At 58.7% G+C, this 23,654-nt stretch carries 21 protein-coding genes; 10 read left to right on the top strand and 11 right to left on the bottom strand.

The features are described from left to right. Window positions 1-192: 192 nt before the first annotated feature. From G5533_RS02165 to G5533_RS02150, 4 genes are read left to right on the top strand one after another with little or no spacing between them, the layout of a single operon-like run. On the top strand, window positions 193-948 hold the full coding sequence (locus tag G5533_RS02165; protein WP_368174096.1) for an acyltransferase: 756 nt from the start codon (window positions 193-195) through the stop codon (window positions 946-948). Then, entirely contained in the window at window positions 945-2,144 is a 1,200-nt protein-coding gene (locus tag G5533_RS02160; RefSeq protein ID WP_441254378.1) for a glycosyltransferase, read from the top strand. The genes G5533_RS02165 and G5533_RS02160 overlap by 4 nt, the downstream gene beginning before the upstream one ends. Then, a complete protein-coding gene (locus tag G5533_RS02155; protein ID WP_441254377.1) occupies window positions 2,141-4,693 on the top strand; it encodes a hypothetical protein in 2,553 nt (850 codons plus the stop codon). Before G5533_RS02160 ends, G5533_RS02155 begins: the two co-directional genes overlap by 4 nt. 11 nt (window positions 4,694-4,704) lie before the next feature. Continuing rightward, a complete protein-coding gene (locus tag G5533_RS02150; protein ID WP_376887675.1) occupies window positions 4,705-5,178 on the top strand; it encodes a hypothetical protein in 474 nt (157 codons plus the stop codon). Here G5533_RS02150 and G5533_RS02145 read toward each other — a convergent pair. Further along, window positions 5,156-5,602: a hypothetical protein gene (locus G5533_RS02145; protein WP_429025999.1), complete on the bottom strand. Its 447-nt coding sequence runs from the start codon at window positions 5,600-5,602 to the stop codon at window positions 5,156-5,158. The genes G5533_RS02150 and G5533_RS02145 overlap by 23 nt on opposite strands. Continuing rightward, on the bottom strand, window positions 5,589-6,356 hold the full coding sequence (locus G5533_RS02140) for a hypothetical protein (RefSeq protein WP_270658766.1): 768 nt from the start codon (window positions 6,354-6,356) through the stop codon (window positions 5,589-5,591). Before G5533_RS02140 ends, G5533_RS02145 begins: the two co-directional genes overlap by 14 nt. Before the next feature lie 167 nt (window positions 6,357-6,523). Between G5533_RS02140 and G5533_RS02135 the strand changes: the two genes are divergently transcribed. After that, window positions 6,524-7,369 carry a DUF1194 domain-containing protein gene (locus G5533_RS02135; protein WP_216953720.1) on the top strand — a complete coding sequence of 282 codons (846 nt, stop codon included), beginning with the start codon at window positions 6,524-6,526 and terminating at the stop codon, window positions 7,367-7,369. A gap of 217 nt (window positions 7,370-7,586) precedes the next feature. Here the strand turns inward: G5533_RS02135 and G5533_RS02130 are convergent, their stop codons facing one another. From G5533_RS02130 to G5533_RS02120, 3 genes are all read right to left on the bottom strand, one after another. Beyond that, window positions 7,587-8,375, bottom strand: a complete 789-nt coding sequence (locus tag G5533_RS02130) for an HNH endonuclease (RefSeq protein ID WP_421204823.1) — start codon at window positions 8,373-8,375, stop codon at window positions 7,587-7,589. Between the two features lie 85 nt (window positions 8,376-8,460). Further along, on the bottom strand, window positions 8,461-9,483 hold the full coding sequence (locus tag G5533_RS02125; RefSeq protein ID WP_441254376.1) for a restriction endonuclease: 1,023 nt from the start codon (window positions 9,481-9,483) through the stop codon (window positions 8,461-8,463). Between the two features lie 404 nt (window positions 9,484-9,887). Continuing rightward, window positions 9,888-11,303: a GumC family protein gene (locus G5533_RS02120; protein ID WP_441254375.1), complete on the bottom strand. Its 1,416-nt coding sequence runs from the start codon at window positions 11,301-11,303 to the stop codon at window positions 9,888-9,890. A 157-nt stretch (window positions 11,304-11,460) separates the two neighbouring features. Between G5533_RS02120 and G5533_RS02115 the strand changes: the two genes are divergently transcribed. Genes G5533_RS02115 through G5533_RS02105 form a run of 3 tightly spaced genes read left to right on the top strand, consistent with a single transcriptional unit; the run spans window position 11,461 to window position 14,469 of the window. After that, complete coding sequence (locus G5533_RS02115) at window positions 11,461-12,612, top strand: glycosyltransferase (protein ID WP_441254373.1); 1,152 nt, start codon at window positions 11,461-11,463, stop codon at window positions 12,610-12,612. Window positions 12,613-12,643: 31 nt separating this feature from the next. Beyond that, window positions 12,644-13,837 carry a glycosyltransferase family 2 protein gene (locus G5533_RS02110; protein ID WP_206901766.1) on the top strand — a complete coding sequence of 398 codons (1,194 nt, stop codon included), beginning with the start codon at window positions 12,644-12,646 and terminating at the stop codon, window positions 13,835-13,837. Next, window positions 13,834-14,469, top strand: a complete 636-nt coding sequence (locus G5533_RS02105; RefSeq protein ID WP_005333398.1) for a sugar transferase — start codon at window positions 13,834-13,836, stop codon at window positions 14,467-14,469. The genes G5533_RS02110 and G5533_RS02105 overlap by 4 nt, the downstream gene beginning before the upstream one ends. Window positions 14,470-14,762: 293 nt before the next feature. On the opposite strand, the gene G5533_RS02100 is transcribed toward G5533_RS02105, so the two are convergent. From G5533_RS02100 to G5533_RS02075, 6 genes are all read right to left on the bottom strand, one after another. After that, the gene (locus G5533_RS02100) at window positions 14,763-15,764 is read right to left on the bottom strand and encodes a glycosyltransferase family 4 protein (RefSeq protein WP_429115435.1); all 1,002 of its coding nucleotides are present in this window, start codon (window positions 15,762-15,764) and stop codon (window positions 14,763-14,765) included. Window positions 15,765-15,844: 80 nt separating this feature from the next. Then, a complete protein-coding gene (locus G5533_RS02095; RefSeq protein ID WP_441254372.1) occupies window positions 15,845-17,335 on the bottom strand; it encodes a SpoIIE family protein phosphatase in 1,491 nt (496 codons plus the stop codon). A gap of 23 nt (window positions 17,336-17,358) precedes the next feature. Continuing rightward, entirely contained in the window at window positions 17,359-18,027 is a 669-nt protein-coding gene (locus G5533_RS02090) for a tyrosine-protein kinase family protein (protein WP_005360129.1), read from the bottom strand. Window position 18,028: 1 nt separating this feature from the next. Continuing rightward, window positions 18,029-20,134 (bottom strand): SLBB domain-containing protein, encoded by a 2,106-nt coding sequence (locus G5533_RS02085; RefSeq protein ID WP_441254371.1) that lies wholly within the window; start codon window positions 20,132-20,134, stop codon window positions 18,029-18,031. Between the two features lie 18 nt (window positions 20,135-20,152). Continuing rightward, the gene (locus G5533_RS02080) at window positions 20,153-20,569 is read right to left on the bottom strand and encodes a hypothetical protein (protein WP_019445317.1); all 417 of its coding nucleotides are present in this window, start codon (window positions 20,567-20,569) and stop codon (window positions 20,153-20,155) included. Continuing rightward, entirely contained in the window at window positions 20,566-20,916 is a 351-nt protein-coding gene (locus G5533_RS02075; protein ID WP_005333409.1) for an STAS domain-containing protein, read from the bottom strand. The genes G5533_RS02080 and G5533_RS02075 overlap by 4 nt, the downstream gene beginning before the upstream one ends. Before the next feature lie 338 nt (window positions 20,917-21,254). Here G5533_RS02075 and G5533_RS02070 point away from each other — a divergent pair, with 338 nt between their 5' ends. Beyond that, window positions 21,255-21,746 carry a molybdopterin-dependent oxidoreductase gene (locus G5533_RS02070; protein WP_421254768.1) on the top strand — a complete coding sequence of 164 codons (492 nt, stop codon included), beginning with the start codon at window positions 21,255-21,257 and terminating at the stop codon, window positions 21,744-21,746. Between the two features lie 8 nt (window positions 21,747-21,754). Then, window positions 21,755-23,581, top strand: coding sequence for an ATP-binding protein (locus G5533_RS02065; RefSeq protein ID WP_420939181.1), 1,827 nt, complete (start codon window positions 21,755-21,757; stop codon window positions 23,579-23,581). The last annotated feature ends 73 nt before the right edge of the window (window positions 23,582-23,654 follow it).

Here is a 23,654-nt window from a genome sequence, read left to right as displayed (position 1 = left end):
ACCGTCCAAAACAGGCCCAGAATGAGACTGGCATTTGCGTTTTGCACAACGCTGGCTGCAAATTGCACCGACCGGCGCAATCTGCCCCACCTCTTAGCCCCATTTGGCCCGATCTAGCTGGGGCCGTCCTGTTGGCCCGATCCCTGCTTCCTGCTTAGCGAGCAACGGACTGCACCAGAGGGAGAGGTCGCCATGAACACCATCAACCTGCACCGGATGAAAAGCTGGGCCAAACAGGGGGAAACGCCACTGGCTCGCCGGGTATGGCGACTGGCCAAAAGTGCCCGCCACTGGTCATTCCCCGTGATCCCTCCCCTGCATCGGCTGCTTTATCGGCTCTATCTGCTGGGCAGCAACGCGCTGGCAACCCTGACCCGCACCCTCTGGTGGACCCCCTTGTTTCAATCTCGCCTGACGGCCCCCGCCCCGCGCCTCTATCTCTATGGCGGCATCCCCTATATCAGCGGTCCGGTCACCATCGAAATTGGGGCCGACTGCCGCCTCAGCGCCGCCATGACCATCAGCGGCCGGGCATCGAGCCAGACGCCAAGGCTGGTGATTGGCCGCAATGTCGGGATTGGCTGGCAGACCACCCTGGCGGTGGGCAGCAAGATAGTGCTGGGGGATAACGTACGGATTGCAGGGCGTGCCTTTCTGGCGGGCTACCCGGGGCATCCGATCAACGCCCGCGATCGCGCCCTTGGCAAACCGGATCGCGATGAACAGGTGGGGGCCATTGTGCTGGAGCAGGATGTCTGGCTTGGCACCGGGGTGATGGTGATGGCCGGTGTCACCATAGGCGCCGGTACCATTGTCGCCGCAGGCAGCGTCGTCACCCGGGATCTGCCTGCAGGTGTGCTGGCAGCGGGTGTACCGGCCACCGTACTGCGAACCTTGCAGCCACAGGATCACAGCGACCCCGCACACGCTTCGGAGACCTTTGCATGAAACCACACTCACTGCCGCAACTGGTGGTGCTGGGCGAGGATTGGGGCCAGCACCCCTCCAGCACCCAGCACCTGATCAAGCGTCTGATGCCCGATTATCAAGTGCTCTGGGTCAACTCCATCGGCATGCGCTGTCCCCGCTTTACCCTTCATGATCTCACCCGCATCGTCCGCAAACTGGGGGCCGTGCTGCGCGGTGCGCGCCATGCTGGCAGCCAGTCGGTTGCGCCATCAGAGGTCAGCAGCCCTCGGGTACTGCCGCCGCTCGCCTTGCCGCTGCCGGGCAGTCGTCTGGCGGGCAAGATCAATGGCCACTGGCTGGCGGCGCAGATCCGGCGCCAGTTGCCCGAGCTGGATCGCCCCTTGCTCTGGATCTCCCTGCCCAGCGCCGTCGATCTGATTGGCAAGCTCGAAGAGCGGGCGGTGATCTACTACTGCGGCGATGACTTCTCGGCGCTGGCGGGGGTGGATCATCAAGCCATCGCTCACTGCGAAGCCCGACTGGTGGAAAAAGCCGATCTCATTCTGGCCGCCAGCCCCGCGCTGGCCAGCCGCTTTCCCCCTCATAAAACCCGGCTCCTCAGCCACGGCGTGGATCTCGAACTGTTTATGCCCCCCAGAGAGCGTCCGGCGGATCTCCCCTCCGGCCGTCCCATTGCCGGATTTTACGGCAGCCTGAGCGACTGGATTGATATCCCCCTGCTGGCAGAGACGGCTGCCGCCCTGCCCCATTGGGATCTGGTGCTGATTGGCCCGGTCCAGACCGATATCTCCCCCCTCAAGGGGCTCCCCAATATCCATCTGCTGGGGCCCCGTCCCCATCACACGCTGGCGGCCTATGCCCAGCACTGGCAGGTGAGTCTGCTGCCCTTTGTCGACAACGCCCAGATCCGTGCCTGCAATCCGTTGAAATTGCGCGAGTATCTGGCCGCAGGGCGACCCATCGTCAGCACCGATTTTCCGGCCCTCGATGGCTATCGGGATCAGATCCAGCTCCCCCACGATGGGGAGAGCCTGGCCCAGGCCATCAATCGGGCCGCCTTTGATCAATCCAATCCTGGCTGGTTTCAGGAGAGTGGCTGGGAGGGGCTCACCCGCAGCGAAGGGCGCCACACACGCCAACAGCAGGTTGCCCTGCAAAGCTGGGATCACAAGGCTGCCGAGCTGAACAACTGGTTGAAGGGGCTGCCCGGATGAGCAGAGGGCTCTGGCTGGTTATCCTGCTCTGCTGCCATGCAGCAATGGCCACCACCCGGCTGGAGGGGCAGACCCCGCTGCCCCTGACAGACAACCAGACACCCCAGCGGCTCGATCTGAGCACCCACAACTGGCCAATAGGCAGCGATGATGAACTGGTGATCGAGGGCCATAACCCCAGCGCCCGCCCGCAAACCCTGATCCTGCGTATCGACGATAACGCCTCGGTCAACTACCGCAGCCGGGTCAATCTGGAGCGGATTGTCGCACCCGGCCCCTTCACCCAGCGCTTTGCCTTGAGCGAGTGGCGCACCAGCCAGCCCAGAGCACTGGCGTTGGACAAACTCACCAAGCTCTATCTCTTTATGGCCGATAACGCCCCCTCAATGACCATTCACCGCTGGTACTGGGAACCCGGTCTGACCCTGCCTGCGGGCACCATTGCGCTGGATCTGGGGGCGGCGGCTGCGCCCCGCTTTACCGGCTTTGAGCCCCTGAGCCCGGGGGATCCCCGGCTGATTGGCCACCCCACCCCCATCTTGCGTCCCTCCGGCGATGCCCTTGTGCGCGATGGGCTGCGCAATCTCGACGGGGTGCGGCTGGACCTGGCCAAAGGACGCTACCAGCTCACCCTCTGGCTGGATGACCCAGGTGAATGGGAGTACCTGCCCCACCCCTTCGAGCGCAGCGTGCTGGTCAATGGCGAGCCCATCTGGGCCGAGCAGTGGCAACCGCAGGAGTGGCTAACGCGGCGCTATCTGGCGGGGCAATCTCGCGAGGCACTGCCAAATCCGGATCCCTGGCAGCTGTTCGGGGCACGACAGGGCGGCCCGGTCCATGTCACCCTGAACCACCCCGGCGGCCCGCTCACTATCACATTGGTGGGTCACTCACCGGATGCCAAATACCTGGCGGGGCTGCTGCTTGCCCCCTATCCGGCCAGCACCCGCAAAGAGGCTCTCCCGAATAGTGGAAAAGATCTCGCCGTATTGGCTGACGCTACCGCAAGCGTGCTGACCAAGCAGCGCCAGCTGTTTTTGGAAAAGTGGACTCTGGCCCCCTATTCCCCAACCCCAGCCCCAGCCCCAGCCCCAGCTGCGCAGCAATTGAGCCTCACGCCGATTACGGATGCCGCCCCAACCCTGCAGATCGCCCCGCTATCTGCGGCCGATGCGTTGCAGCAGGCTGCGCAACCCGTGCTGGCCGCCCGTGGCAGCCAGCTGTTGCTGGAGTTTGCCATCCACGCCGCCACCGACGATCCGGCCCCCTTGCTGGTGATCCAGCCCCCCGAGCAGGCAGGATCGCCGCTGGCGCTGACCCCCTATTACGGCAAGTGGCATCTGGTTCGCCCGCAGGCGAGCGGCACCCTGCTGGCTCCCTCGGATCAGGAGTTGGTCGAGGGGATCGCCGGGCTCACCCTGCTGGCAGACGTACCTCGGCGTCTGGTGCTGCAGATCACCATCCCCCGCGATGCGCCGGCGGGGCGCTATCTGGGCAATATTCAGCTGCTGAGCCAACAGCAACTGGTGCAGTTACCGCTGACTATCGAGGTGCTGCCGATGACTCTGCCCGCGGCCAACAAGCCGGTCGGCATCTATGTCGAAGCGCCTCCCTATCTGAACTGGCTGAGCCCCAACCCCGAGGCGTTAAAAGAGCAGATCGCCGAGGCCAGTCGCTGCGATCTGCAGCGGCTTGCCAAACTCGGGATCAGCGGCCTCTCACCCGCCCTGCCACAGGATGAAGCGGGGATGCGGGAGATCATGGGAGAGGCGGCCGGGCTCGGCTTTGTGCCGCCCCTGCTGGCCTATACCCCGCTCAAACGCTGGGGGGGCGACCCTGCCAGCCAGCTTGATCAGTGGCAGGCCCGGCAACAGGGGCTGACCGCCAGCGGCTTGCCCCCGCTGGCATGGAGCCTCTTTGATGAGCCCGATCTTGCCACCCTGCCCGCCATCACCACCCTGGCGCGGGAGATGAAACGGCGGGATCCGGCGGTGATCCGCGCAGGTCACTTCAATCATCCGGGTCAGGTTGGTCTGCTGGCAGAGGTGGAGATTGCCCTGATCAACGCAGGCTTTGGCGCCGACAAGGCCGATGTGGCGCGGGTACGCCAGCACAAGGTCACCCCCTGGTTTTACAATCTGGGCACCCCGAGAGCCGCCGGGTTCTATCTGTGGCAAAGCGGCGCCGAGGGCTATTTGCAGTGGCATGGCCGCATGCCCACCGCCCTGCCCTATGACCCCACCGATGGGCGGGAGAGCGACTTTATGCTGCTCGGCCCGCAAGCCTGCGAGGCGCACCGCCTCTCCCACGATCTGCTGCTGTTGCAGCAAGCCATCGAAGATCTGCGCTGGCTCGCCTGGCTGGAGCAGGAGGCCCGCTATCAGGTGGAGGCTGCCCTTCTGCTGGAGCGCCTGCGCGATCAGCTGCCGACCCGCTGGCAGGTGGCAGAGCAACTGCCCTCTGCCGCCTGGATCCAGTGGCGCCGCGAGATTGAACAACTGGCCAAGGGATTGAAAACATTGCAAACTGGTGCCAACTCATCCTCCTGAAGTGACTGCGTATGGCCAACCAGATTCCCCCCGCCACAGCCAAAGACAGCGCCCTGCGCCGCCTGTTGCCCCTGATGCTGCCGCTGCTGCTCACCGGTTGCGCCCGTCAGGAGCCGGTCAATGAGACCCTGCCGATCCTCAACCAGTTGCGGGAACAGCAAATGGCCGAACAGCCCCAGCTGCAACTGCAGTACCAGCAAGCGGAGACACAACTGCCAGCGGATCAGGAGCAACTGCTGCATCAGTTTTTGGGACGCAAGGATCCGGCCCGGATTGCGCTGGTAAGCGGCCCCGGGCTGCAAACCGACATGCTGGAGAGTGCGCGGATGGCGAGCGTGCGGCTGACCGCACTCACCCGCTTGCTGGGAGCTCGCGCCATTGAACTGGAGCCCCGCTATGACCCCATGCTGGCCCCCAATACCTTGCTGATCCGCATTCTGCCAAACGGTGAACCGGGGTCAGTCACCCCAGCGGCGGCGCAATAAGGTCAATGCAAGAAGTCGGCAAGGCCACCCGATAGAGGGGATAAGGGGTCAGCCCCCACAACTTGCGCCAACCCTGGGTCAGACGGTACGAGAGCAGCGGCGGGCTCTGGTGCAGCTCGCCTAAAAACATCACCCCCTGACTCATCCCTTCACCCGCCAGCGTCACTGACATCGCCTCCCGATCCGGCGCCACCAGCATGGCCTGCAGCAGACCATCACAACGAGGATGGGCCAGCTGATAGCTGACATAGGTGCCGCCCAGTACCGGCGTAGCCACCCGCAAGCGCCATCCCAGCTGGACCAGCTCCATCAGCATGGGCTTGGCCCCCTCATTGATCGTCCGGTTCTGATAACGCCAGCCCATGGCGGCAGCACTGCTCAGCGCCACCAGCAACAGCAGCAGATATCCCCTAGATAGACGCATCATGGCGCCCCCTTAGAAACAGGATGGTCATCACCAGCAACATGATGGCCCACTGGTAGAGCTGGGCCAGCGAACCGGTATGCAGCCAGCCATACCAGCGCAGATCCAGGCTCATCAGCACCAACCGCAGCTGATTGGCCCCGATATAGAGCAGGCAGACCAGCAGCAACATGGGCCACTGCCGGTAGAGGGGGCGCTCCGGCGCCAGCCAGCAGCAGGAGACCAGCCAGGAGAGCACCACCAGATAGAGTTGAGAAAACGAGGAGCACCCCTTGAGCACAATCAGGGCATGGCCCCCCAACCGCTCGATGCGATTGCCATCAAGGCGAGTCTCCCAGCCCAGCAGCTGCAACCACTGGCCTACCCCCCAGGCATCAAGCGCCAGCACAGGGCCAGAGAGCAGGGCAAACACCTGCTGCCCCCACAACACCGCCACGGTAAAGGCGAGCACAATCTGCAACACCGCCCGCTCATCGCCACTCTGATGACGGCGCCATAGCGAGGCCACCAGCAACAGACAGGCCAGCGCCTTGCAACTGGCGCTGGGGATCAGGATCAGCAGGATAAACAGGGCGAGCGCCAGTGGATGCGGGCGCCAGCTCGGCGCAACCCGCGATGCAATTTGCCACCAGATAGCAATCAGCAACACCACCAGCAAGTTGAAGTGGCCCATATTGAGCCACACCATGCCCCACTGATTGGCCAAACCAAGTAGCAGCCAGTTGGGTGCCCACTGCCAGGGACGGATCTCCATCGCAACTCCTGCCGGTTATCAGCGCTTTTGACCTCTGTCGCAAGTTCTCGCAAGTTCCATGCCTGCCCGGCCTCACCCGGATCAAGCCAAGTCTGAGGATGCAACAAAACTGGCACGCTTTATTCATTCCCCCTTCTGGCACTAGCGCCAGGGAGAAGGAGTGAGCAATGAAACTCAAACCGTTGGCAGGGCTGCTGGGGATGTTGTTGGTAACCTCCCCCGCATACGCCTTGACCGAAGTCGATACCGAACTGCAACTGCTGATGGATGTGTCGGGCAGCGTCAGTTCATCGGAATTCAATTTGCAGTTACAGGGCTATGTGGACGCCTTTTACAGTCAGGATGTACAGAGCGCCATCCTCGACACCAGCGGCGGCAAACTCGGGTCCATCGCCGTACAGATGATCATGTGGAGCAGCAGCAACCAGCAAAGTCTGATGACCGACTGGTTCCACCTCTACGACATGACCTCCATCAACAACTTCGCCGCCACCCTGGATGCCCTGGTGCGTCCCTATGCGGGGATGACGGCCCCCGGTTCGGCCATGGCCTTTGGTGCCCAGCAGTTTGATACCAACAACTTCACCGCTGCCCGCCAGGTGATGGATGTGTCGGGTGACGGCATCCAGAACAACGGGCTGGATACCTCTACCGTGCGGGATCAACTGCTCGCCTCCGGCATCGATACCATCAACGGCATCACCATAGGTCAGGACTATGCCGATGGGGTGCTGCAAGAGTGGTATGTGGAGAACGTGGCGGGCGGTCAGGATGCGTTTGTGATCAATGCCACCACCTTCGCCGACTTTGGCAATGCGCTGGAGCTCAAACTGGCGGCCGAAATTGAGGGGGGCATTATTCCGGAAGGTGCACTGGCCGCCCCCATCGAGGAGATCCCGCTGGCCGCCCAGCTGCTGCTCGGTATGCCGCTACTGCTGGCCTGGCGCTATCAACGCCGTAATCAGGGACGCCTGCAGCCCGCCAACGGGCAACTGGCACCCGCCATCGGCTGATTTATCACCCCGTGTGTCGCGATTAGGGAGCTATGGCTCCCTGATTTTTTGCCGAGGCTAAGGCCTGTCTATCCTAAATGATCAAAACCTGAGTGATCACTATCTGACAACTAAGTTATTGTCGATAAGGTGCCTACATATCTCCCCCAACACAAGAACCACTTTGGCTACTGTGAATTAGGAACGCTACACGTTGAAATTCCTTTCGAGACATATACTAAGAATTTCCTGTGAGTGCTTTTTTAAGTTTTTCTAACGGCATTGCTGGTACTTCTCTGTGAATCATTGCGTGACAGTTAGGACATAATGGAATTAAATCTTCGATCGGATCGACTGTATGAACCCCATTCTTCAATGCTAAGTCTGATCGATGATGTACATGTATGTATTCTTTACCGATAAATCCATATTTTCTTTCCATGTTAATCCCACAAGCAGCACAGGTATATCCGTAATGCTCGATGCATTTTCGCCTTGCTATTGGGTTACGCTCGATCGCTGTTGATGATACTGAAACTCGTGCACCCTCAACAAGTATCATTTCCCCAGCACTAGTAGATAAATGACAACTTGCTAGTGTCCAACGAATGTTTTGCCCCTTCTGCACATTTGCGCCACATTCTTGCCACAATTTTTCAGCATCGATTTCAGTAAGAATTGCCGAACGTTGATGCATATATCCAAGGATAGGTTCATTCATATTAAAAAAGTAATCCCCTGATATCTCAAACACACAATTACGCCGACTATGAGCATTAACTATAACAAAGTCACCTATCTCCATTTTTCTATAAAGATGCCATAGACTTGGCCCACCTAAATGGGCATTACCTAACTCAGGATATTTCATATTAATTAAATTTGTTATTTCTGCTTGATTGCCTGGGTTAATCTCCGATAGATCTCCAATATCCGACCAACCAATTGCAATACAACCTACATCTTTCATGAGCTCGATTGATTCTAATGCATTTTGGTGATGCGCTATCAGACGCCATATATTCATACACATCCCTCTACACTTATAACCTACAGCCAAGGAGCTAACAATATCAAGAGTTAGCGATTACTCTTAATGTATTTTTGGTGAATCACTCCCCCATAAATACACCACGGCCTGTTTTTTTAAGCTCTTTCAGCCAACTCATTACTGTATCTTTATTGGCTTCGCGAATTGGATATTTTCTGGCCTTGCAAACCTGGCTTGCTCCCGGAGAAAAATATGATGTAGTAACAATCACCCCACTACTTGCATTTTCATCCACAACATCAGCCCATAATGATTTAACAAGAACTTTATCAATTTTAGACTTAGTACGCTTACATTGGACTAAGGTTACAGGAGCGAGACTTTTATTATCGACCTGACCCCAAACCCTAATATCAACGCCCCCATCATTTCTTCCCTCACCAATCTCTACTCTGTAACCAGACCTTTCAAAGTACTCTGCAGTTAGAGCCTCAAATTTTCTCCAATTCATACTAGATAACTTGTCTGGATTCTCTGCCAGATAATTTATATACCTCTGATCCAGAAAACGTCCATACAGTGCGTTGAGAGACTCACTTTCAAACAACTCTTTTAGTTCAATTGGAGATTTCCATTCCATAACTCTTGCACTAAGCCAATCCCAAGGACTAGCTTCCTCACTATCCTTTATCAATTTTACCAATCTTTGGCTAATAGAACATGCCATAACCCCATATTTTTCTTTTATTTTTATAAAAAACTGTTGCTCGTCAAAGTTATCAAATATGGATTTGTGGCCTCTATCGAAGTGGTTTTCACCCAAATGCTGGAGCACTTGTTGAAGTAAAAATTGCTGCTCAGGATTATTGAGAAACTCAAACTTGAGAAGTGTGGGACCATGCCCAACAAATGGTTGTTCTATGACCCCCAATCGGCACAAGATAATCTGAAAGGAATCTTCAATCTGATCTGTCGGTATACGCACAAGTTTTTCATTATCATTTTTAATAATGTTCAACAAAGGATCACTCTTATCTAAAAGATCGACCATTTCGTCTCTCGAAAGAGCCAATCCAGATTTGTATCCAACGCGGTCACTTAAAAACGAAGTGAACGCTGTATTTGTTGTTACCCATTTACCCATTTTTATTTACCTAGAGAATTGATTAGAAAAACTATAAATATGTAAGCAACCCCTTACATCTAGCCTCACCAAAACAGTGTCTTACCAACATCAATAAATAACTTAAATAACGATTTCAGAGCCAATCAGCTCATAGTTTGTTCATGAGCAAATAAAAGTTGCATTAGCTTTACCACTACCATTAGGTAAGGCTACAGTCAAGAAACTAAAATAGAAAATGCAACATCTATCACCCTTGCCAAGAAATAATAAGATAAGTTGCAGTATGTAATATAAAGCAACACCCATCTGTTATAGGCAAGTAACAATAAATAGTTAGCCATCTGTGAGATATAAAAAAGGCCTTATCACAAGGCCTTTTCAGAAATATCCAGATTCCGGCTGGCAGCCTGCTTTGACGGCAATCACCCCGGCTCTGGTGACAAGGGCAGCACCTGCCCATCCAGCGCATGATCACTATTGGATGGATAGTCCAGCACCGGCTCGCAGTAGGGAATGCGGCTTAGCACCGGTGCCTTGACCAGGGCGGCCAGCTGATCGGAGCGGCGCAGGCTGGCATCCGCCAGTTCGGCCACCAGCGCCAGACCGCAGCCCAGCCCCAGCCCGCCAACAATGCCAGCCAGCAGAAACAGCCAGAGCGGGTAGTTGCTCGGCTTGCTGGGGGCAAAGGGTTTGTCGATCACCTTGATCCGCTCCCCCTGCTCGAAGTTGCCCAGATCGCCAGTCACCTTGGCCTTCTCATAGCGCAGCAGCAAATCCTGATAGAGGGTGCGCTTGACCGCCAGATCCCGCTCCAGCTCGGCGAGCTGGCGCTCGGTATCTCCCTGGGAGTCGACCACCTTGTCCAGCCCATCCAGCTGACTCTTCAGGCCGGCGGTGTTTTGCTCCGCCTCCGTCAGCTGCGTCTGGGCCAACTGCCACTCGGGCCCGCGGGCCATATCCGGTTGGGATTTGAGCTGCTCGAACTCCTGCTGCAACTGATCAATTTGATAGCGCAGACTCTGCACCTCGCTGTGCTCGTCGCTGTAGCGGGCCCGCAGCAACACCAGCTCGGTGCGCATCAGTTGCAGCTTCTCATCCAGTTGGCGGGCCAGCTGGCTCTCTTGCCCCAGCGATAGCTGATCGACCCGTGCCTTGGCCTGCTGCAAGGTGATCAGGCTCTCGGCATAACGCTCCTGCAAACCATAGAGACGGGCGACGTTGGTACTCTGCTGCTGGGGCAAGGCGCTGGCATGCTCCCGTTTAAAATCGGCGAGCAGCTGCTCGGCCGCTTGCAGTTCGCTGCGGCGGCTGTCGAGCTGGCTTTGCAGGAAACGTTCGGACGACTCCGCCGACTGGCGCCCCTTGCTGAGCAGGTTGAAGAAAAAACGTCGTGAAATGGCTTCGAGCAAACCGGCGCTGTTGGCCGCCGAATCCGCCTTGACCTTTATCTCGATCACCTCATCGCCAATCAGCCGCAGCGAGACGGCACTCGAGAGCCAGTCCATGATGGCATCGCGCTGGGCTGGCGGGGTCTCGTCATTGACCAGACCGCGATCCCGCGCCACTCCATCGAGCACATAGCGGCTGCGCAGCAGGGCTTCGAGCACCGCAAAGCGATCCTTGAGACTCTCCTGAGTGATCAGATCCTTGAGGGTCGGGGTCTGGTTGGCATCTTGCGGCACCATAAAGGTGGTGCGGCTCTCATACTCCTTGGGGGTGAGCAGGCCGACCGTCACGCCCACCAGCGGCATCACCAGTACCGGGATCACCAGCAGATAACGACGGCGCCAGGCGGCAAAGAGAATGATGTAGAGGTTGTAATAGAACTGAACAGGCATGGCATCACTCCCTGAGAAAAGCCCTCCCCCGGCACGATGCAAAGGCAGTGCCACTACAGGAGCTGATCGCCTCTGTGGGCAGATAGCAAGAGTGGTACAAGATTCGCATTCTCCCGCTATCCGGGGTGTCACCCCTTCCCTTGCCGGAGCGCGAACCATGTTGTCATCAACCCCGTCGCACAGACCCCATCCCCGCAGGGGCGCCAGCGCCCAGCCCGTCGTTCAGTCTGTCGTGCAACCTGTCGTACAAATCGTGCAGCACCTGCAGCCCGGCGGGCTGGAGACCATGGTGCTCAACCTCACTCAGGCAAGCCCGGCCGAGCAACCGGTGCATATCATCTCCCTCGAAGGGTGCAAAGGGGATGTGCTAAGGGCGTGGCCCGCTCTGCATCCCTTTGCTGGCCACATTCACTGTCTGGAAAAGCCCGCGGGCTGGTCGCTGTCGACCCTCTGGCGGCTCACCCGACTGCTGCGCCAACTCAAGCCCGTCGCGGTACATACCCACCATCTGGGGCCCATGCTCTATGGCGGCCTGGCCAGTCGGCTGGCACGGGTGCCCACCCTGGTACACACAGAGCACGATGCCTGGTATCTCGATGATCCCCATCAGCGCACGCTGGCCCTGTGGGGGCTGCGCGCCTTCAAACCCATTCTGGTGGCCGATGCCACGCCGGTGGCCAACCAGCTGCTGGCCAAGCTGGGCCAGCTGTCGCCAACCGTGATCCCCAACGGCATCGATGAGCAGCGTTTTGCCCCGGGCGCCGCCGCCCTCGCCCGTCAGGAGATGGGGCTGCCACAAGGGGTCAAGTTGATTGGCTGCGCCGCCCGCCTTGAGTCGGTCAAGGGTCACACCTTGCTGCTGGAGGCGATCCGCGCCCTGCCGGAGGAGGTGCATCTTGCGTTGGCTGGGGTCGGCAGTTTGCAAAATGCGTTGCAACAACAGTGTCAGCAGCTGGGGATCGCCCATCGAGTCCATTTTCTGGGGCTGGTCGAAAACATGCCGCGCTTCTATCAGGGGCTGGATCTCTTCTGCCTCCCCTCACTGGCGGAGGGGATGCCGCTTTGCGTGCTGGAAGCGCAGGCCTGCGGGGTGCCGGTGGTGATGAGCGACGTGGGGGCGGCCAGAGAGATCGTCTGCCAGGCCAGCGGCCATATCCTGTCGGAGCGGGATCCCGGCCGCCTTGCCCAGCTTCTGGCACAAGGGTTGCTGCAGTGCCATAGCCTGCGTGCCGTCACCCGTGAGTTTGTGTGCCAGCAAAGCAGCTTGAGCCGGATGGCTCAGGCCTATCAGCAGCTTTACAGCCGCTGATCAAGCGACCCGATGACCAGAGGAGCATCCCATGGAATGGATCATGATCGTATTCTGGCTGTGCGCTGTACTGGTGGTCTACCACCATGTCGGCTATCCCCTGCTGCTCAAATTTGGTGGTCGGCAGGCGCGCAAGGTCGCCAATCCGCCCCGCCCCCTGGATCGGGGGTTCAAAACAGACGCCACCGATGAGGCGCTGCCGACCATCACTTTGCTGATGCCGGTCTACAACGAGGCGGCGACCATCGCGGCCAAACTGCAAAACCTCGCCAGCCTCGATTACCCCGCCGACAAGCTGTGGGTGCATGTACATTTCGACGGCTGCAGCGACAACAGCTACCCCATTGCGCTCAGCCAGCTCGGTGATCCCGCCCTGCAGCAGTTGCAGATCAGGCTGTTTGATCACCCGCGCAATCGCGGCAAGGTCGCCGTGCTCAACGAGGCCATGACCCGGGTGCACAGCGATCTGGTAGCCCTCACCGATGTCTCGGCCCTGCTGCCCATCGACAGCCTGCTGCTGGCGGTCGCCCATTTTGCCGATCCCAAGGTAGGGGTAGTTGGGGAAGCGTACCGCTTCTGGCAACCGGGCTCACAGGGCGAGGAGAGTTACTGGCACTATCAAAGCCAGATCAAGCTCTGCGAATCGGCCCTTGGCGGCATGCTGGGTGCTCACGGGGCCTTTTACATGATGCGCCGGGAGTGCCTCACCCCGCTGGCTGCCGATACCATCAACGACGATTTCATCCTGCCGATGCAGGCCATCGCCAAGGGGTATCGGGCGGTCTATGACAATCGCTGCGCCGCACTGGAGCTGGAAGTTTCCGATGCCGTGCTGGAGGCGACACGGCGCAAGCGGATCGGGGCCGGCAACACCCAGCAGCTGCTGCGGTTGCTGCCCCTGCTGCACCCCAAGTTCGGCTGGGTTGCCTTCAACTTTGCCAGTGGCAAGGGGCTGCGGGTGTTGATGCCGCTCTGCCTGACCCTGCTGTGGCTCTGCGCCATCCCGCTGGCCACCCAATCCCTGCTGTTTCAGCTGCTGCTGGGGCTGCAACTGCTGGGGTATCTGCTGGTCATCTTGATCCAGCTGACCCCTGTGCACCCCTGGCCCAATCTGTTTCGCAAAATCCACTATCTGGTACTCGGACACTGGTACAACGGCATGGGCACCCTGCGCTACTGCCTGCGCGCCCCCATACGTTTCATGTCACAGGAGAAAGCCGTATGACACACCCCATTCCAAGATTGACCCTGGTGGTCAAACGCAGCATGGATCTGCTAGGTGCCACTCTTGGCCTGCTGCTGACGCTGCCGCTGTGGCCACTGATCATGCTGGCCATCCGCCTCGATAGCCCGGGGCCTGTGTTCTTTCGTCAGCTGCGGATCGGGCGCAGCCACGCCACCCATACCGAGCTCTTTTTCATGATCAAGTTTCGCACCATGCGCGCCGACGCCGAGGCGGCCACCGGGCCGGTCTGGTGTGGCAAGGGGGACAGCCGGATCACCCGCAGCGGCGACTTTCTGCGCAAAACCCGGCTCGATGAGCTGCCGCAGTTTATCAATGTGCTCAAGGGGGAGATGTCGCTGATCGGCCCCCGCCCAGAGCGACCCGGGATCGCCAACCGGCTGGAAGATGCGGTGCCGTACTTTATCGAACGCACCTATGAAGTGGCCCCCGGCATTACAGGTCTGGCACAGGTCAATCAGGGTTACGACGAGTCGCTCGATGATGTGCGCAGCAAGCTGGCGTTCGATCTGGCCTACTCGGTCGCCCTGCTCCACCCCTGGCGCTGGCTGGTGCAGGATGTACATATCATTGGCAAGACGATCGCCATCATGGTTGGCAAGAAGGGGCGCTAATTCCGCCGCGCCGACCTCAACGATATCTCAACGCCCATCAGGCCATTGCCACTGCAATGGCCTTTTTTTATGGCGCATCTTTGTGGCACATCAATGGTGATCACAAAGAAGTCAGCTATCTGATCGCCATCATCTGGCCCCATCCATCCAAAGGCCTGATGCCAGTTTTACCAACAGCAGAAACCCAAGCGTTGCGTGATCACCGAAGCAATCCGCCCCCTGCTCCCCATAACACCGGCACATAAAAAAACGAGTAGCCAGCGGCCACTCGTTTTGACAGGTTTCTCCGTGATTCAGGCGCCGTAGACAGCCAGAATATCGGTCACTCTGTTGTTGACGCTGTACCCGCGGGCTATGGTGTTGCGGGCCGCCTGACTCATTTTGCTGCGCACCACCCCATCGCTGCGCAGCCAGTAGTTGACCAGCTCCGCCATATCCCGCACATGGCCGGGCTCCACCAGCCAGCCATTGGATTTATGGTCGATCAGATTGACCAAGCCCCCCACTGCAAAGGTACAAACCGGTATGCCGTGAGCCATCGCCTCCAGGGCCACCAGCGGCAACCCTTCAAAGCGGGAGGTGATGCAGAGCAGGTCGATGTTGTGCCACTCATTGGCCATGTTCTGGAAACCATGAAGTTGGACGCGATCACCATACTGCTGCAACAAGGCGCTTTTCATGGGGCCATCCCCGTAGAGATGAAACGCCCCGTCCGGGCAGAAGGCAGCCAGCTGGCAGAATGCCTCCGGCCCCTTTTCCGGCGAGAGGCGGCCGACAAAGGCAATCCGGTTGCCAGTTACCGCAGCCGGCGTCGCCGGCATGGGGACAAAGTTGCTGATCACCGTGCTTGGCACAGGCAATTTGCGAGCGATGGGCTCGCTCACTGCAATACACTTCGCAAAACGCGCTGTGGTGCGATCCAGCCAGCTGTAAAACTTCAGCAAACCCTCCCCGTCATCCCCGCTGTGAAAGGTCGAAACCACCGATTTACCGGTGAACCAGGCCGTCAGCCGCCCCAGCACCCCGGCCTTGTAACCGTGGGTATGGATCAGCACAGAGGCAGGCTGGCGGGCCAGACGGCGCATAAAGTCGCGGCTGTTGTGGCACACCTCGTAGGGCAAGCCCTGTTGTTTGAGCAGGGTCGTAAAGGGGGTCATGCCGTGGTTGCTCACCAGCACTATGGTGGGGCGAAATCCTCTGGCCAGCAGATCGTTGGCCAAGTGGATAATGTGAACTTCTATTCCACCGACCTGACGCGCATCGATGGCCAGCCAGATCTGCTGCATGGGTAACATAAGGCCCTCCTCCCGTGGCTCCATGCCACCTGAAATGAGGCGCTGCATAGAGCGGGCCAGTCAGGCAAAGAGGGGCAGGATCAGGCGCCGGGACAGGCGACCAGCAAGAGGGTCATGTCATCGAGGGCGGCATCATTGATGCGCTCATCAAACCAGCGGGCAATGCGATGAGCCAGTTGCTCAAGACCGGGCCCCGAGGTCAGGCAGATCTCTTTTAGCTGCGACTCCCAGCGCTGGCGCTCTTCTGCATCACGGCTATCGAGCAGGCCGTCGGTCCAGAACAGCAGGATCTCGCCGGGCTTGAGCTGACGCTCATTGGTCACGAAGTGGGGATCCGGGCGCAAACCGGGCAAGGGGCCGGTCACGCCGACCTGACGGATGGTACCAGGCCCGACCAGCCAGGGCGCAGGGTGGCCCGCGCTGGCCCACTGCACCCGCCCCTCGTTGCCGAGTTCAATGCAGAGGGTGGTGAGCAGGGTAGCCCCAAGGAGCGGATCACTGTGAACCGCATTGGACAAGATGGTCAGCAAACGGGCGGGGGCACGCTCCAGATCGTGGGCAGTCAGCAAGCCGCGCAGATAACCGGCATAGGCATGGGCAAAGAACTTGGCTTCCGCGTCGTGGCCCATCACATCCCCGAGCCACAACACCCGATCCTTGACCAGCAGAAAGTCCCCGCCCCCCACGGTGGCGGCCCGGGTTTGCAACGCCAGCTGGTATCCCCCTATGGAGGTGGCAGGCAATAACGGGCGCAGCGCCGAGGTCATGCGCTGGTCCAGCTGCTCGCCCCATTGCGACTTGAGCTGCTGCGAGCGTTGCAGCACCCGCGAAACCGCCAGCAACAGGTCCTGCTTGGTGATGGGTTTGACCAGAAAGTCATCGATCCCCAGCGCCCCTGCCCGACTCTGGGTCCACTGATCCTGATGACCGGTCAGGAAGATAAAGGGCACCCCCTTCATCTTGGGATCCCTCATCAACTGCTGGCGCAGCCCAAAGCCATCGATCCCCTCCATCTCGATATCGGAGAGCACCAGCGCGGGGGGCTGCTTTCCGAGCGCCAACAAGGCAGCATGGGAGTCGGCATAACTTTCAACCCGGTAGTGCTCATGAAGGTAGGCGGTGAGCAGGGCACGCATCACCTTGTCATCGTCGATCACCGCGATCACCGGCAGCTGGTTGACCGGGCCCTGCTGGCGAAGGGTCACGCGATTGCGATCACCGTCGCGAGAGAAGTGCACCTCGGCAAACAGCTGGTGCACCAGCACCAGCCCGTATCCCCCCTCCTGCAGCTCATCGGGTAACGGCGCACTGGCAAGACCGGGTTGCGGGCCTCCATCATCTTCCAGTATCAGACTCAAACCCGTTTCATCCTCTTTCAGAGTGAGCCAGAGCCGGGTCGCGGGAGGCGCTGTGTGTTTGACGCTATTGGTGGCCAGCTCACTGAAACAGAGCAGCCAGTTGGCTTGATCCTTTGGGGAGACCTGAAACAGGGAGAGTCCCTGCGCCAGCCGGTTGCGCAGTTCGCGCACCGCCTGCAAGGTTGCCGGAGCAGATCGCAACCAGTCATCCATATCGGGCCTCCATCAGCGGGCGATCAGATCCGGAAATTGAGCAAGGCACTGCGCCGACACCAGCGCTTGAGCCATTCGGTCACCCGGTTACTGGGCAGCCGGTTGAGCTCGCGCAGGATCTCGCTGGCCAGCCCCGGGTTGAGCTTGTCGTTATAGACAGCGCCAATCAGATTGGCCTCGGCACGGGTCAGTTTATCCACTGCGCTTTGCACCACGGTCGTCGGGGTCACCCCCGCCAGTACCACCAGCAGCGCCCCTTCACAGGCCCCACACACCTGATCGGCCGGAATATTGCCTCGATTGAGGGCCGTGAGCGGTGAGGTATCGAAGATCACCACATCGTAATGCTCGAGCCAGCGAACCAGCAGCTGACGCAAGGTATCCTTGTTGCGAAAAGCCATCAGATCCTTGCCCGGCGCCGGGAGCAAGGACAAGGAGCGGCCAGTGGCCACCGGCTCGGGCACATCATTGGGACCCCAGGCAACCGCCGTGGCGCGGCCGGGGTGATAGAGATTGAGATCCACCAGCAGGGTGCGCAGCCCATCCGCCTCCGAGCGCCTTGCCAGCGCATCGCAGATGGAGCTCACCCCCTCTCCCCCTTCCGACGAGGTGACCGCCAGCGAGCGGATCCCCCGGGCGACCGTCGCCGCGTAGAGGGATTCGAGCTCCAGATATTGAATGGGGATGCTCATATCAAAGCGTCCCGACCAGGGCCACCACCGAGATCGTGGTCAGGATGTCGCGCATGCCATCCATGAAGATGGCCCAGTTGCTGCTTTTGCTGTCAGGGATAAAGACGGTGTCCCCTGCGCGCAGCACCGGCAACTGGCTAAAGTCGGGCTCTTTGGCAAAGCCGTCGAGATCGAAGCTGCGGGCCTGATCCCCCTGACCACTGGTGGCCATGTTGATCACCACAATCTTCTTGATATAGGCGCTGCTGGTCGGGCCCCCCGCCTCGGCCAGCAGATCCAGCAGGGTCATGGAGGAGTCAAAGCGGTAGCGACCGGGACGGGCAATCGCCCCCAACACCCGAATGGTGTTCTCCTTGGGCTCGTCGAGCCAGGGGCGATTCTTCTCCGGCAGGTAGATGGAGTCGCCGGGCAGCACCTTGGGCAGCAAGGTTTCATCGCCGGTTTCAAAGTAGAGAGCAAGGTCGAGCTTGCTGACCCGCGCAGTGCTGCCACTGCGATGGGCGATGCGCACATTGCGCAGATCCGCCGCCGCAGTCGGACCATCGGCGGCCGACAGGATGTCGATAAAGCCCATCTGCTCATTGAAGGCATAGCGACCGGGGGCCCCGACCTGACCGAAGATATAGATGGAACTGTCCGGTGACTGGCGCACCCACTGGGACTTGTTGTCACTGGGATCGGTGGGCAGCTCGGGGATCATGATGGTGAATCCGGCCCGGATCTTTGGCAGGCTGGCGAGCGCCCCCCCCTGATGGAGAAACTTGTCTAGATCAAACAGGGTCGGCGTGGCCTGCCCCCCTTCGGCGGTCAGGATCTGCACCTTGGTGATATCGGCCCGCTCGTTGGGGCCACCGGCGTGGGCGATCAGATCCAGCAACGACATTTCGTCAGACCATTCATAGCGGCCCGGGATCCGCACCGCCCCCATCACCATCACCGCCCGCCCGGGGGCCACCTTCAACCAGGACTTCTCGTTGATATCGGTCTTTTCCGGCACAAAGATGGCATCACCGGGTTTGACTTGGGGCAGCGCCTTTTGCATCCCCTCGGTATAGGCCTGCAAGTCGATGGGGTCGATCGTGCCATCGGTGCGCAGCAAACGGATCTGGCGACTCTCGGCATAGCGGGTCGGGCCACCGGCATTGGCCAGAATATCGAGGAAGGAGTCCCCTTCCCGCCCCTCATAGGCGCCGGGTTTGAACACCTCGCCCATGATGTAGATGGTACGTGCCCCCCGTTTTATCTGCTCTTCATCCTTGGGCACGAAGATGGTGGCGCCCGGCGCCAGATTGGGCAGCAACTTGTTGTTGCCGGAGTCGAGATAGGCTTTGAGATCGAACAGCTCGGGAGCATCACCATTGATCACCCGGATCCGCTCCACCCCGGCAAAGCGGGTCACCCCACCGGCTCGCATCAGCAGATCCACGATGGAGTTGCCACTCTTGAAACTGAAGGCGCCGGGGCTGTTGACCTCGCCAAATACCTTGATCGCCTTGCCGGTATCGCCATCCCCGCCTGCCGCCAGGGTTGCCGCATCAAAATCTATTTGCACGTTGCCGATCAAAGGGGATGCTGGCACGAACACCACATCAAGGGATTGCAATGGCGGCAACAGGCTGGCATCGCCGGTATCGAGATAACGCTTGTAGTCGAAGCTAGAGACCGTGCTGCCACGCCGCACCTGCATATTGTTGAGCTGGGCACCAGGCACCAGACCGCCAGCGGCATCGAGGGCCATCTGCACGTTGCCATCGGGCGCCAGATCATAACTGCCGGGTTTTTTGACATAGCCCATCACGCTGATCAGCAGCCGCTTCTCCAGCAAGGTGACGGTCAATTGAGAGAGGTTGTTGTAAACAGGTTTGAGGGCGGTGCGGATCAGCTCATCCGCCTGTTGCAGGGTCTTCCCCCCCACCACGACGTTGCCGACTTCAGGCAGTACAATCTCCCCCTGCTTGTTGATCTGGAAAGGCTGATCAAAAGCAGGCTCACCGGGCTGCACTATGGCCAACCGATCACCGGGAGCCAACAAGGTGGAGGCCAGTAACGGGCAGGTGAACAACAGCAAGAGAACACAGATCAATCCTTCGAGAGCGCCCCGTTTCATAGACATCCTTTTCGTCTGTTACGTCTGCCCCCATTGGCGTAAGGGGAGCCCTGACCAATCAGCACGACAGCCATCCGCTGTTGTCTGTTGCAGCCGCAAACGTACTTGTTGTAGTGATTGTGCCAACACGGTCTGACGCCAGGCTACATCCGACCAGAGCCGTCCGTGCATATCCCGTTCGATATCAATACGTTGAGATTGTAGTCGTTTCAACTCGGCAGGCATACACCCCTGCAGACTCGCTTGCTTTAATTCCGTCAGCTGCAAGTCGAGTTCCTTCTGACGCTCATCATAACGAGACCAGACCCGCCGTTCATCCTCATTGACCGGAATACGGGTGGGTCTTGCCTCTGCCATGCCGCCATACCCCTGTGGCGGCCACTGCGCACAACCCGACAGCAGAATGGACGAGAGCAGGATACCAAAGCGTTTCATGATGCAGCGGCCATCATGCCACGGGAACGCATATAGGCCTTGATGCTCTCATGGCAGGGGATCACCCGGTCGATATGCAGCATTTCCAGCAGGTCATGAGGTTGACCGGGTCCACAGACAAGGGCCATCTGATGCCCGTTCATAATCAATCTTTTATAGAGAAATACCAAGGCTCCGATCCCCGATGAGTCGATAAAATGAACATCGCTGATATCGGCCAGGATATCTCCCGGGTGGGTCGAGAGGGTTTCAAACAACGGGCGGAGCTCACTGACGGCCATCGCGTCAAACTCGTTTTCCAGTACCACTACCTGGATATCATTAAGGGTGTAAGTCATGCTTTCCATCGCTAGCTCCTTGTCGATTCTCAGACTATTTGCTGTCACGGCATTCAGCACGTTGCAAATGTTATGCCGGGCAGTGCCACGGCTCTTGTTCTCCAAATGATACTCTTTGCGCCTTATTCACCGACACCCACTCCTCGTTTTGATTGCCAAATTGCAATTAACCTCCCCCGCACGTTGCAAACTGCAATTCACCTGGGCCGAGATCGCCCGATAACAGGCTAAATGACTGATAATTCAAGCCCATTACACCGGGCCCGATTATTGCTTGCCCTTAGACACAGCTCACAAGCCACCGTTGGCCCGGCACCCATGCCGCCATTTTCCAGGAAGGAGAGATCATGAAAGCAGGCCTTTACATCGCACCACTGCTGGTAGCCCTTTGCGGCACCGCATACGCAGCCCCCACCCCTGACAGTGCCGTATTGAAGGTTGAAGGCGCCATCAGCAGCCCCACTCATCAGGCTCTGGCCCTGTGGGACAGCGCCATGCTGGATCAACTACCGGTACACGAAATCAAAACCCATACCCCCTGGTATGACGAAGCCAAGACCTTTCGCGGCCCGCTGCTGCAAGATGTATTGGCCAAGGTCGGGGCAACCGGCAAACAGCTCACCATTACCGCGCTCAATGACTACTCGGTACAGGTGCCGACAAGCGATGCCGAGCAGTATCGGGTCATCCTCGCCCGCACGATCAATGGCAAGCCACTGTCGGTGCGTGACAAAGGGCCGCTGTTCCTTGTCTATCCGTTCGATAAATATCCCGAACTGCAAAACAAGCTCTATTACGGTCGGGCTATCTGGCAGATCAGTGCGATAAAAGTGGAGTAGATCCCATCATGCGTTCCATGGCGGCCAGTCAACGTTTCTTGTTTGTGGTGCTTTGTGTGCTGCTCCTAGCCTTTGCCGGTATTGGTACCATTCAGTACCGGCAATTTCAGGATCTGCAGCGCAGTACCAGCCAGGGCGAAGACAACGTGATGTGGAACTATTTCCAGCTCTATAACGAAGCGCTGCGTTTTCAAAGCTCGCTGCTCCATGAGTCGCAACCGACCTTCCAGCTCAGATACGATATTCTGGTCAGCCGCATGGATCTGGTGCTGGAGAGCAAGGATCGCAGCCTGCTTCAGCAAACAGAGATCTACCAGCAGGCAAGCAAAGCCATTCGATCCTACATCTCTCTGGCGGATATCTGGCTCGGCCCGGAAGCCACCAAGCCGCTCGACAATCTTGCCCATCAGGAGCTGCGCCAACAGCTTGCCTCCCTGCTCCCCCTGCTCCATCAGCTGACTCTGGAGGTGAACCAGCAGGCGACCCTGTTTGATGTGGCGCGTCGCGACAGCGTGAGGGAGCAGATCATCACGACGACACTCATCGCGACCCTGCAATTTGCGCTGCTCTTTGTGCTCGCCCTGCTGATCTGGCGGCAAATGAATATCTCGTTTCTGCAACACAAACTGATGCAGCAGCTCAATGACAAACTGCTGCGGGCAAATCAGGCGGCAGAGGCAGGCACAAGAGCCAAAAGCAGCTTTTTGGCCAACATGAGCCATGAAATTCGCACCCCCATGAATGGCATTCTCGGCATGCTCTCACTGCTGGCCGACCGGGATATGGATCCGAGGGAGCGAGACTATCTGGAGACGGCGCGCGAATCGGCAAACCATCTGCTCGGTCTGCTTAACGACATTCTGGATGTATCCAAGCTGGAAGAGGGCAAGATCGAGCTGCAACTGGCCCCCCATCACTTGCCCCAGTTGCTGGAGGATATCCGGGCCCTGATGCAGAGCAACTGCGATGCAAAAGGGATCAAACTGACCCTGGCTGTTGCCCCCGATACGCCGGAGTGGTTGATGATCGACCCGCTGAGGGTGCGCCAAATTCTCTTCAACCTGGTGAGCAATGCCATCAAGTTCACCCATCAGGGGGAAGTAAAGATCCATGTTGATAGCACCCTGTTGGAGCAGGATCGCCACTCGATACGCATCTCGATCCAGGACACCGGGATCGGCATGAGCAAAAGTCAGCTAAAGAACCTGTTTCAACGTTTCGCCCAGGCGGATGTCTCGATCACCCGCCAATATGGCGGATCGGGCCTGGGACTTGAAATATCCCGTAACCTCGCACGCCTGATGGGCGGCGATATCTCGGTAGAGAGCAGTGAGGGACATGGCAGTACTTTTACCTACATCTGGCCCGCTAGAGCCACGACCCCCTCGATTGTTTGCCTGCCGTCCAAGCCGCTGGATCAGGAGAGCTATCGCATCTTGCTGGTTGATGACAATGCCACCAACCGCAAGGTGATCGGCGCCATGCTCGACTCCGTGGGCCATCAGGTCACATTGGCCGTTCAGGGAGAAGAGGCGCTGGAGAAACTGGGTCACACCGAATTTGATCTGGTGTTGATGGATGTCCAGATGCCAGTGATGGATGGCCTGGTGGCCACCACCCGGATCCGCACCTCCCAGATGCCTTGGGCAGATATCCCCATCATCGCCCTGACGGCGGATGCGATGCCGGAATCCAAGCAATACTATCTCTCCCATGGCATGAATGGATATATCACCAAGCCCATCAATAAAGAGACGCTACTGAGCGAGATAAACAGACATATTTCCCATGGGCGGCTCAAATACAACGCCACCCTGCGTGTCACCAAGCAATAATCCCCCCCCTGATTCCTGGCTACTGATTGCTCATGTGGGGCAACATTGACGTCTGCAGGCAACTGAATGGGCT

Origin of the sequence: Aeromonas sp. A600620 (genome assembly GCF_029479985.1) — a bacterium.
In the GTDB taxonomy this organism is placed as follows: Bacteria; Pseudomonadota; Gammaproteobacteria; order Enterobacterales; family Aeromonadaceae; genus Aeromonas; species Aeromonas veronii_A.
This window is presented reverse-complemented; position numbering and strand designations above follow the sequence as displayed.

Excerpts from the sequence above, each read along its gene's own strand:
- G5533_RS02165 (WP_368174096.1), top strand. The coding sequence starts at position 193 with ATGAACACCATCAACCTGCACCGGATGAAAAGCTGGGCCAAACAGGGG.
- G5533_RS02115 (WP_441254373.1), top strand. The coding sequence starts at position 11,461 with ATGTTGTCATCAACCCCGTCGCACAGACCCCATCCCCGCAGGGGCGCC.
- G5533_RS02070 (WP_421254768.1), top strand. The coding sequence starts at position 21,255 with ATGAAAGCAGGCCTTTACATCGCACCACTGCTGGTAGCCCTTTGCGGC.
- G5533_RS02095 (WP_441254372.1), bottom strand. The coding sequence starts at position 17,335 with ATGGATGACTGGTTGCGATCTGCTCCGGCAACCTTGCAGGCGGTGCGC.
- G5533_RS02080 (WP_019445317.1), bottom strand. The coding sequence starts at position 20,569 with ATGAAACGCTTTGGTATCCTGCTCTCGTCCATTCTGCTGTCGGGTTGT.
- G5533_RS02090 (WP_005360129.1), bottom strand. The coding sequence starts at position 18,027 with ATGAGCATCCCCATTCAATATCTGGAGCTCGAATCCCTCTACGCGGCG.
- G5533_RS02120 (WP_441254375.1), bottom strand. The coding sequence starts at position 11,303 with ATGCCTGTTCAGTTCTATTACAACCTCTACATCATTCTCTTTGCCGCC.
- G5533_RS02130 (WP_421204823.1), bottom strand. The coding sequence starts at position 8,375 with ATGAATATATGGCGTCTGATAGCGCATCACCAAAATGCATTAGAATCA.
- G5533_RS02155 (WP_441254377.1), top strand. The coding sequence starts at position 2,141 with ATGAGCAGAGGGCTCTGGCTGGTTATCCTGCTCTGCTGCCATGCAGCA.
- G5533_RS02105 (WP_005333398.1), top strand. The coding sequence starts at position 13,834 with ATGACACACCCCATTCCAAGATTGACCCTGGTGGTCAAACGCAGCATG.
- G5533_RS02085 (WP_441254371.1), bottom strand. The coding sequence starts at position 20,134 with ATGAAACGGGGCGCTCTCGAAGGATTGATCTGTGTTCTCTTGCTGTTG.
- G5533_RS02125 (WP_441254376.1), bottom strand. The coding sequence starts at position 9,483 with ATGGGTAAATGGGTAACAACAAATACAGCGTTCACTTCGTTTTTAAGT.
- G5533_RS02140 (WP_270658766.1), bottom strand. The coding sequence starts at position 6,356 with ATGGAGATCCGTCCCTGGCAGTGGGCACCCAACTGGCTGCTACTTGGT.
- G5533_RS02150 (WP_376887675.1), top strand. The coding sequence starts at position 4,705 with ATGGCCAACCAGATTCCCCCCGCCACAGCCAAAGACAGCGCCCTGCGC.
- G5533_RS02065 (WP_420939181.1), top strand. The coding sequence starts at position 21,755 with ATGCGTTCCATGGCGGCCAGTCAACGTTTCTTGTTTGTGGTGCTTTGT.
- G5533_RS02160 (WP_441254378.1), top strand. The coding sequence starts at position 945 with ATGAAACCACACTCACTGCCGCAACTGGTGGTGCTGGGCGAGGATTGG.
- G5533_RS02075 (WP_005333409.1), bottom strand. The coding sequence starts at position 20,916 with ATGGAAAGCATGACTTACACCCTTAATGATATCCAGGTAGTGGTACTG.
- G5533_RS02135 (WP_216953720.1), top strand. The coding sequence starts at position 6,524 with ATGAAACTCAAACCGTTGGCAGGGCTGCTGGGGATGTTGTTGGTAACC.
- G5533_RS02145 (WP_429025999.1), bottom strand. The coding sequence starts at position 5,602 with ATGCGTCTATCTAGGGGATATCTGCTGCTGTTGCTGGTGGCGCTGAGC.
- G5533_RS02100 (WP_429115435.1), bottom strand. The coding sequence starts at position 15,764 with ATGTTACCCATGCAGCAGATCTGGCTGGCCATCGATGCGCGTCAGGTC.
- G5533_RS02110 (WP_206901766.1), top strand. The coding sequence starts at position 12,644 with ATGGAATGGATCATGATCGTATTCTGGCTGTGCGCTGTACTGGTGGTC.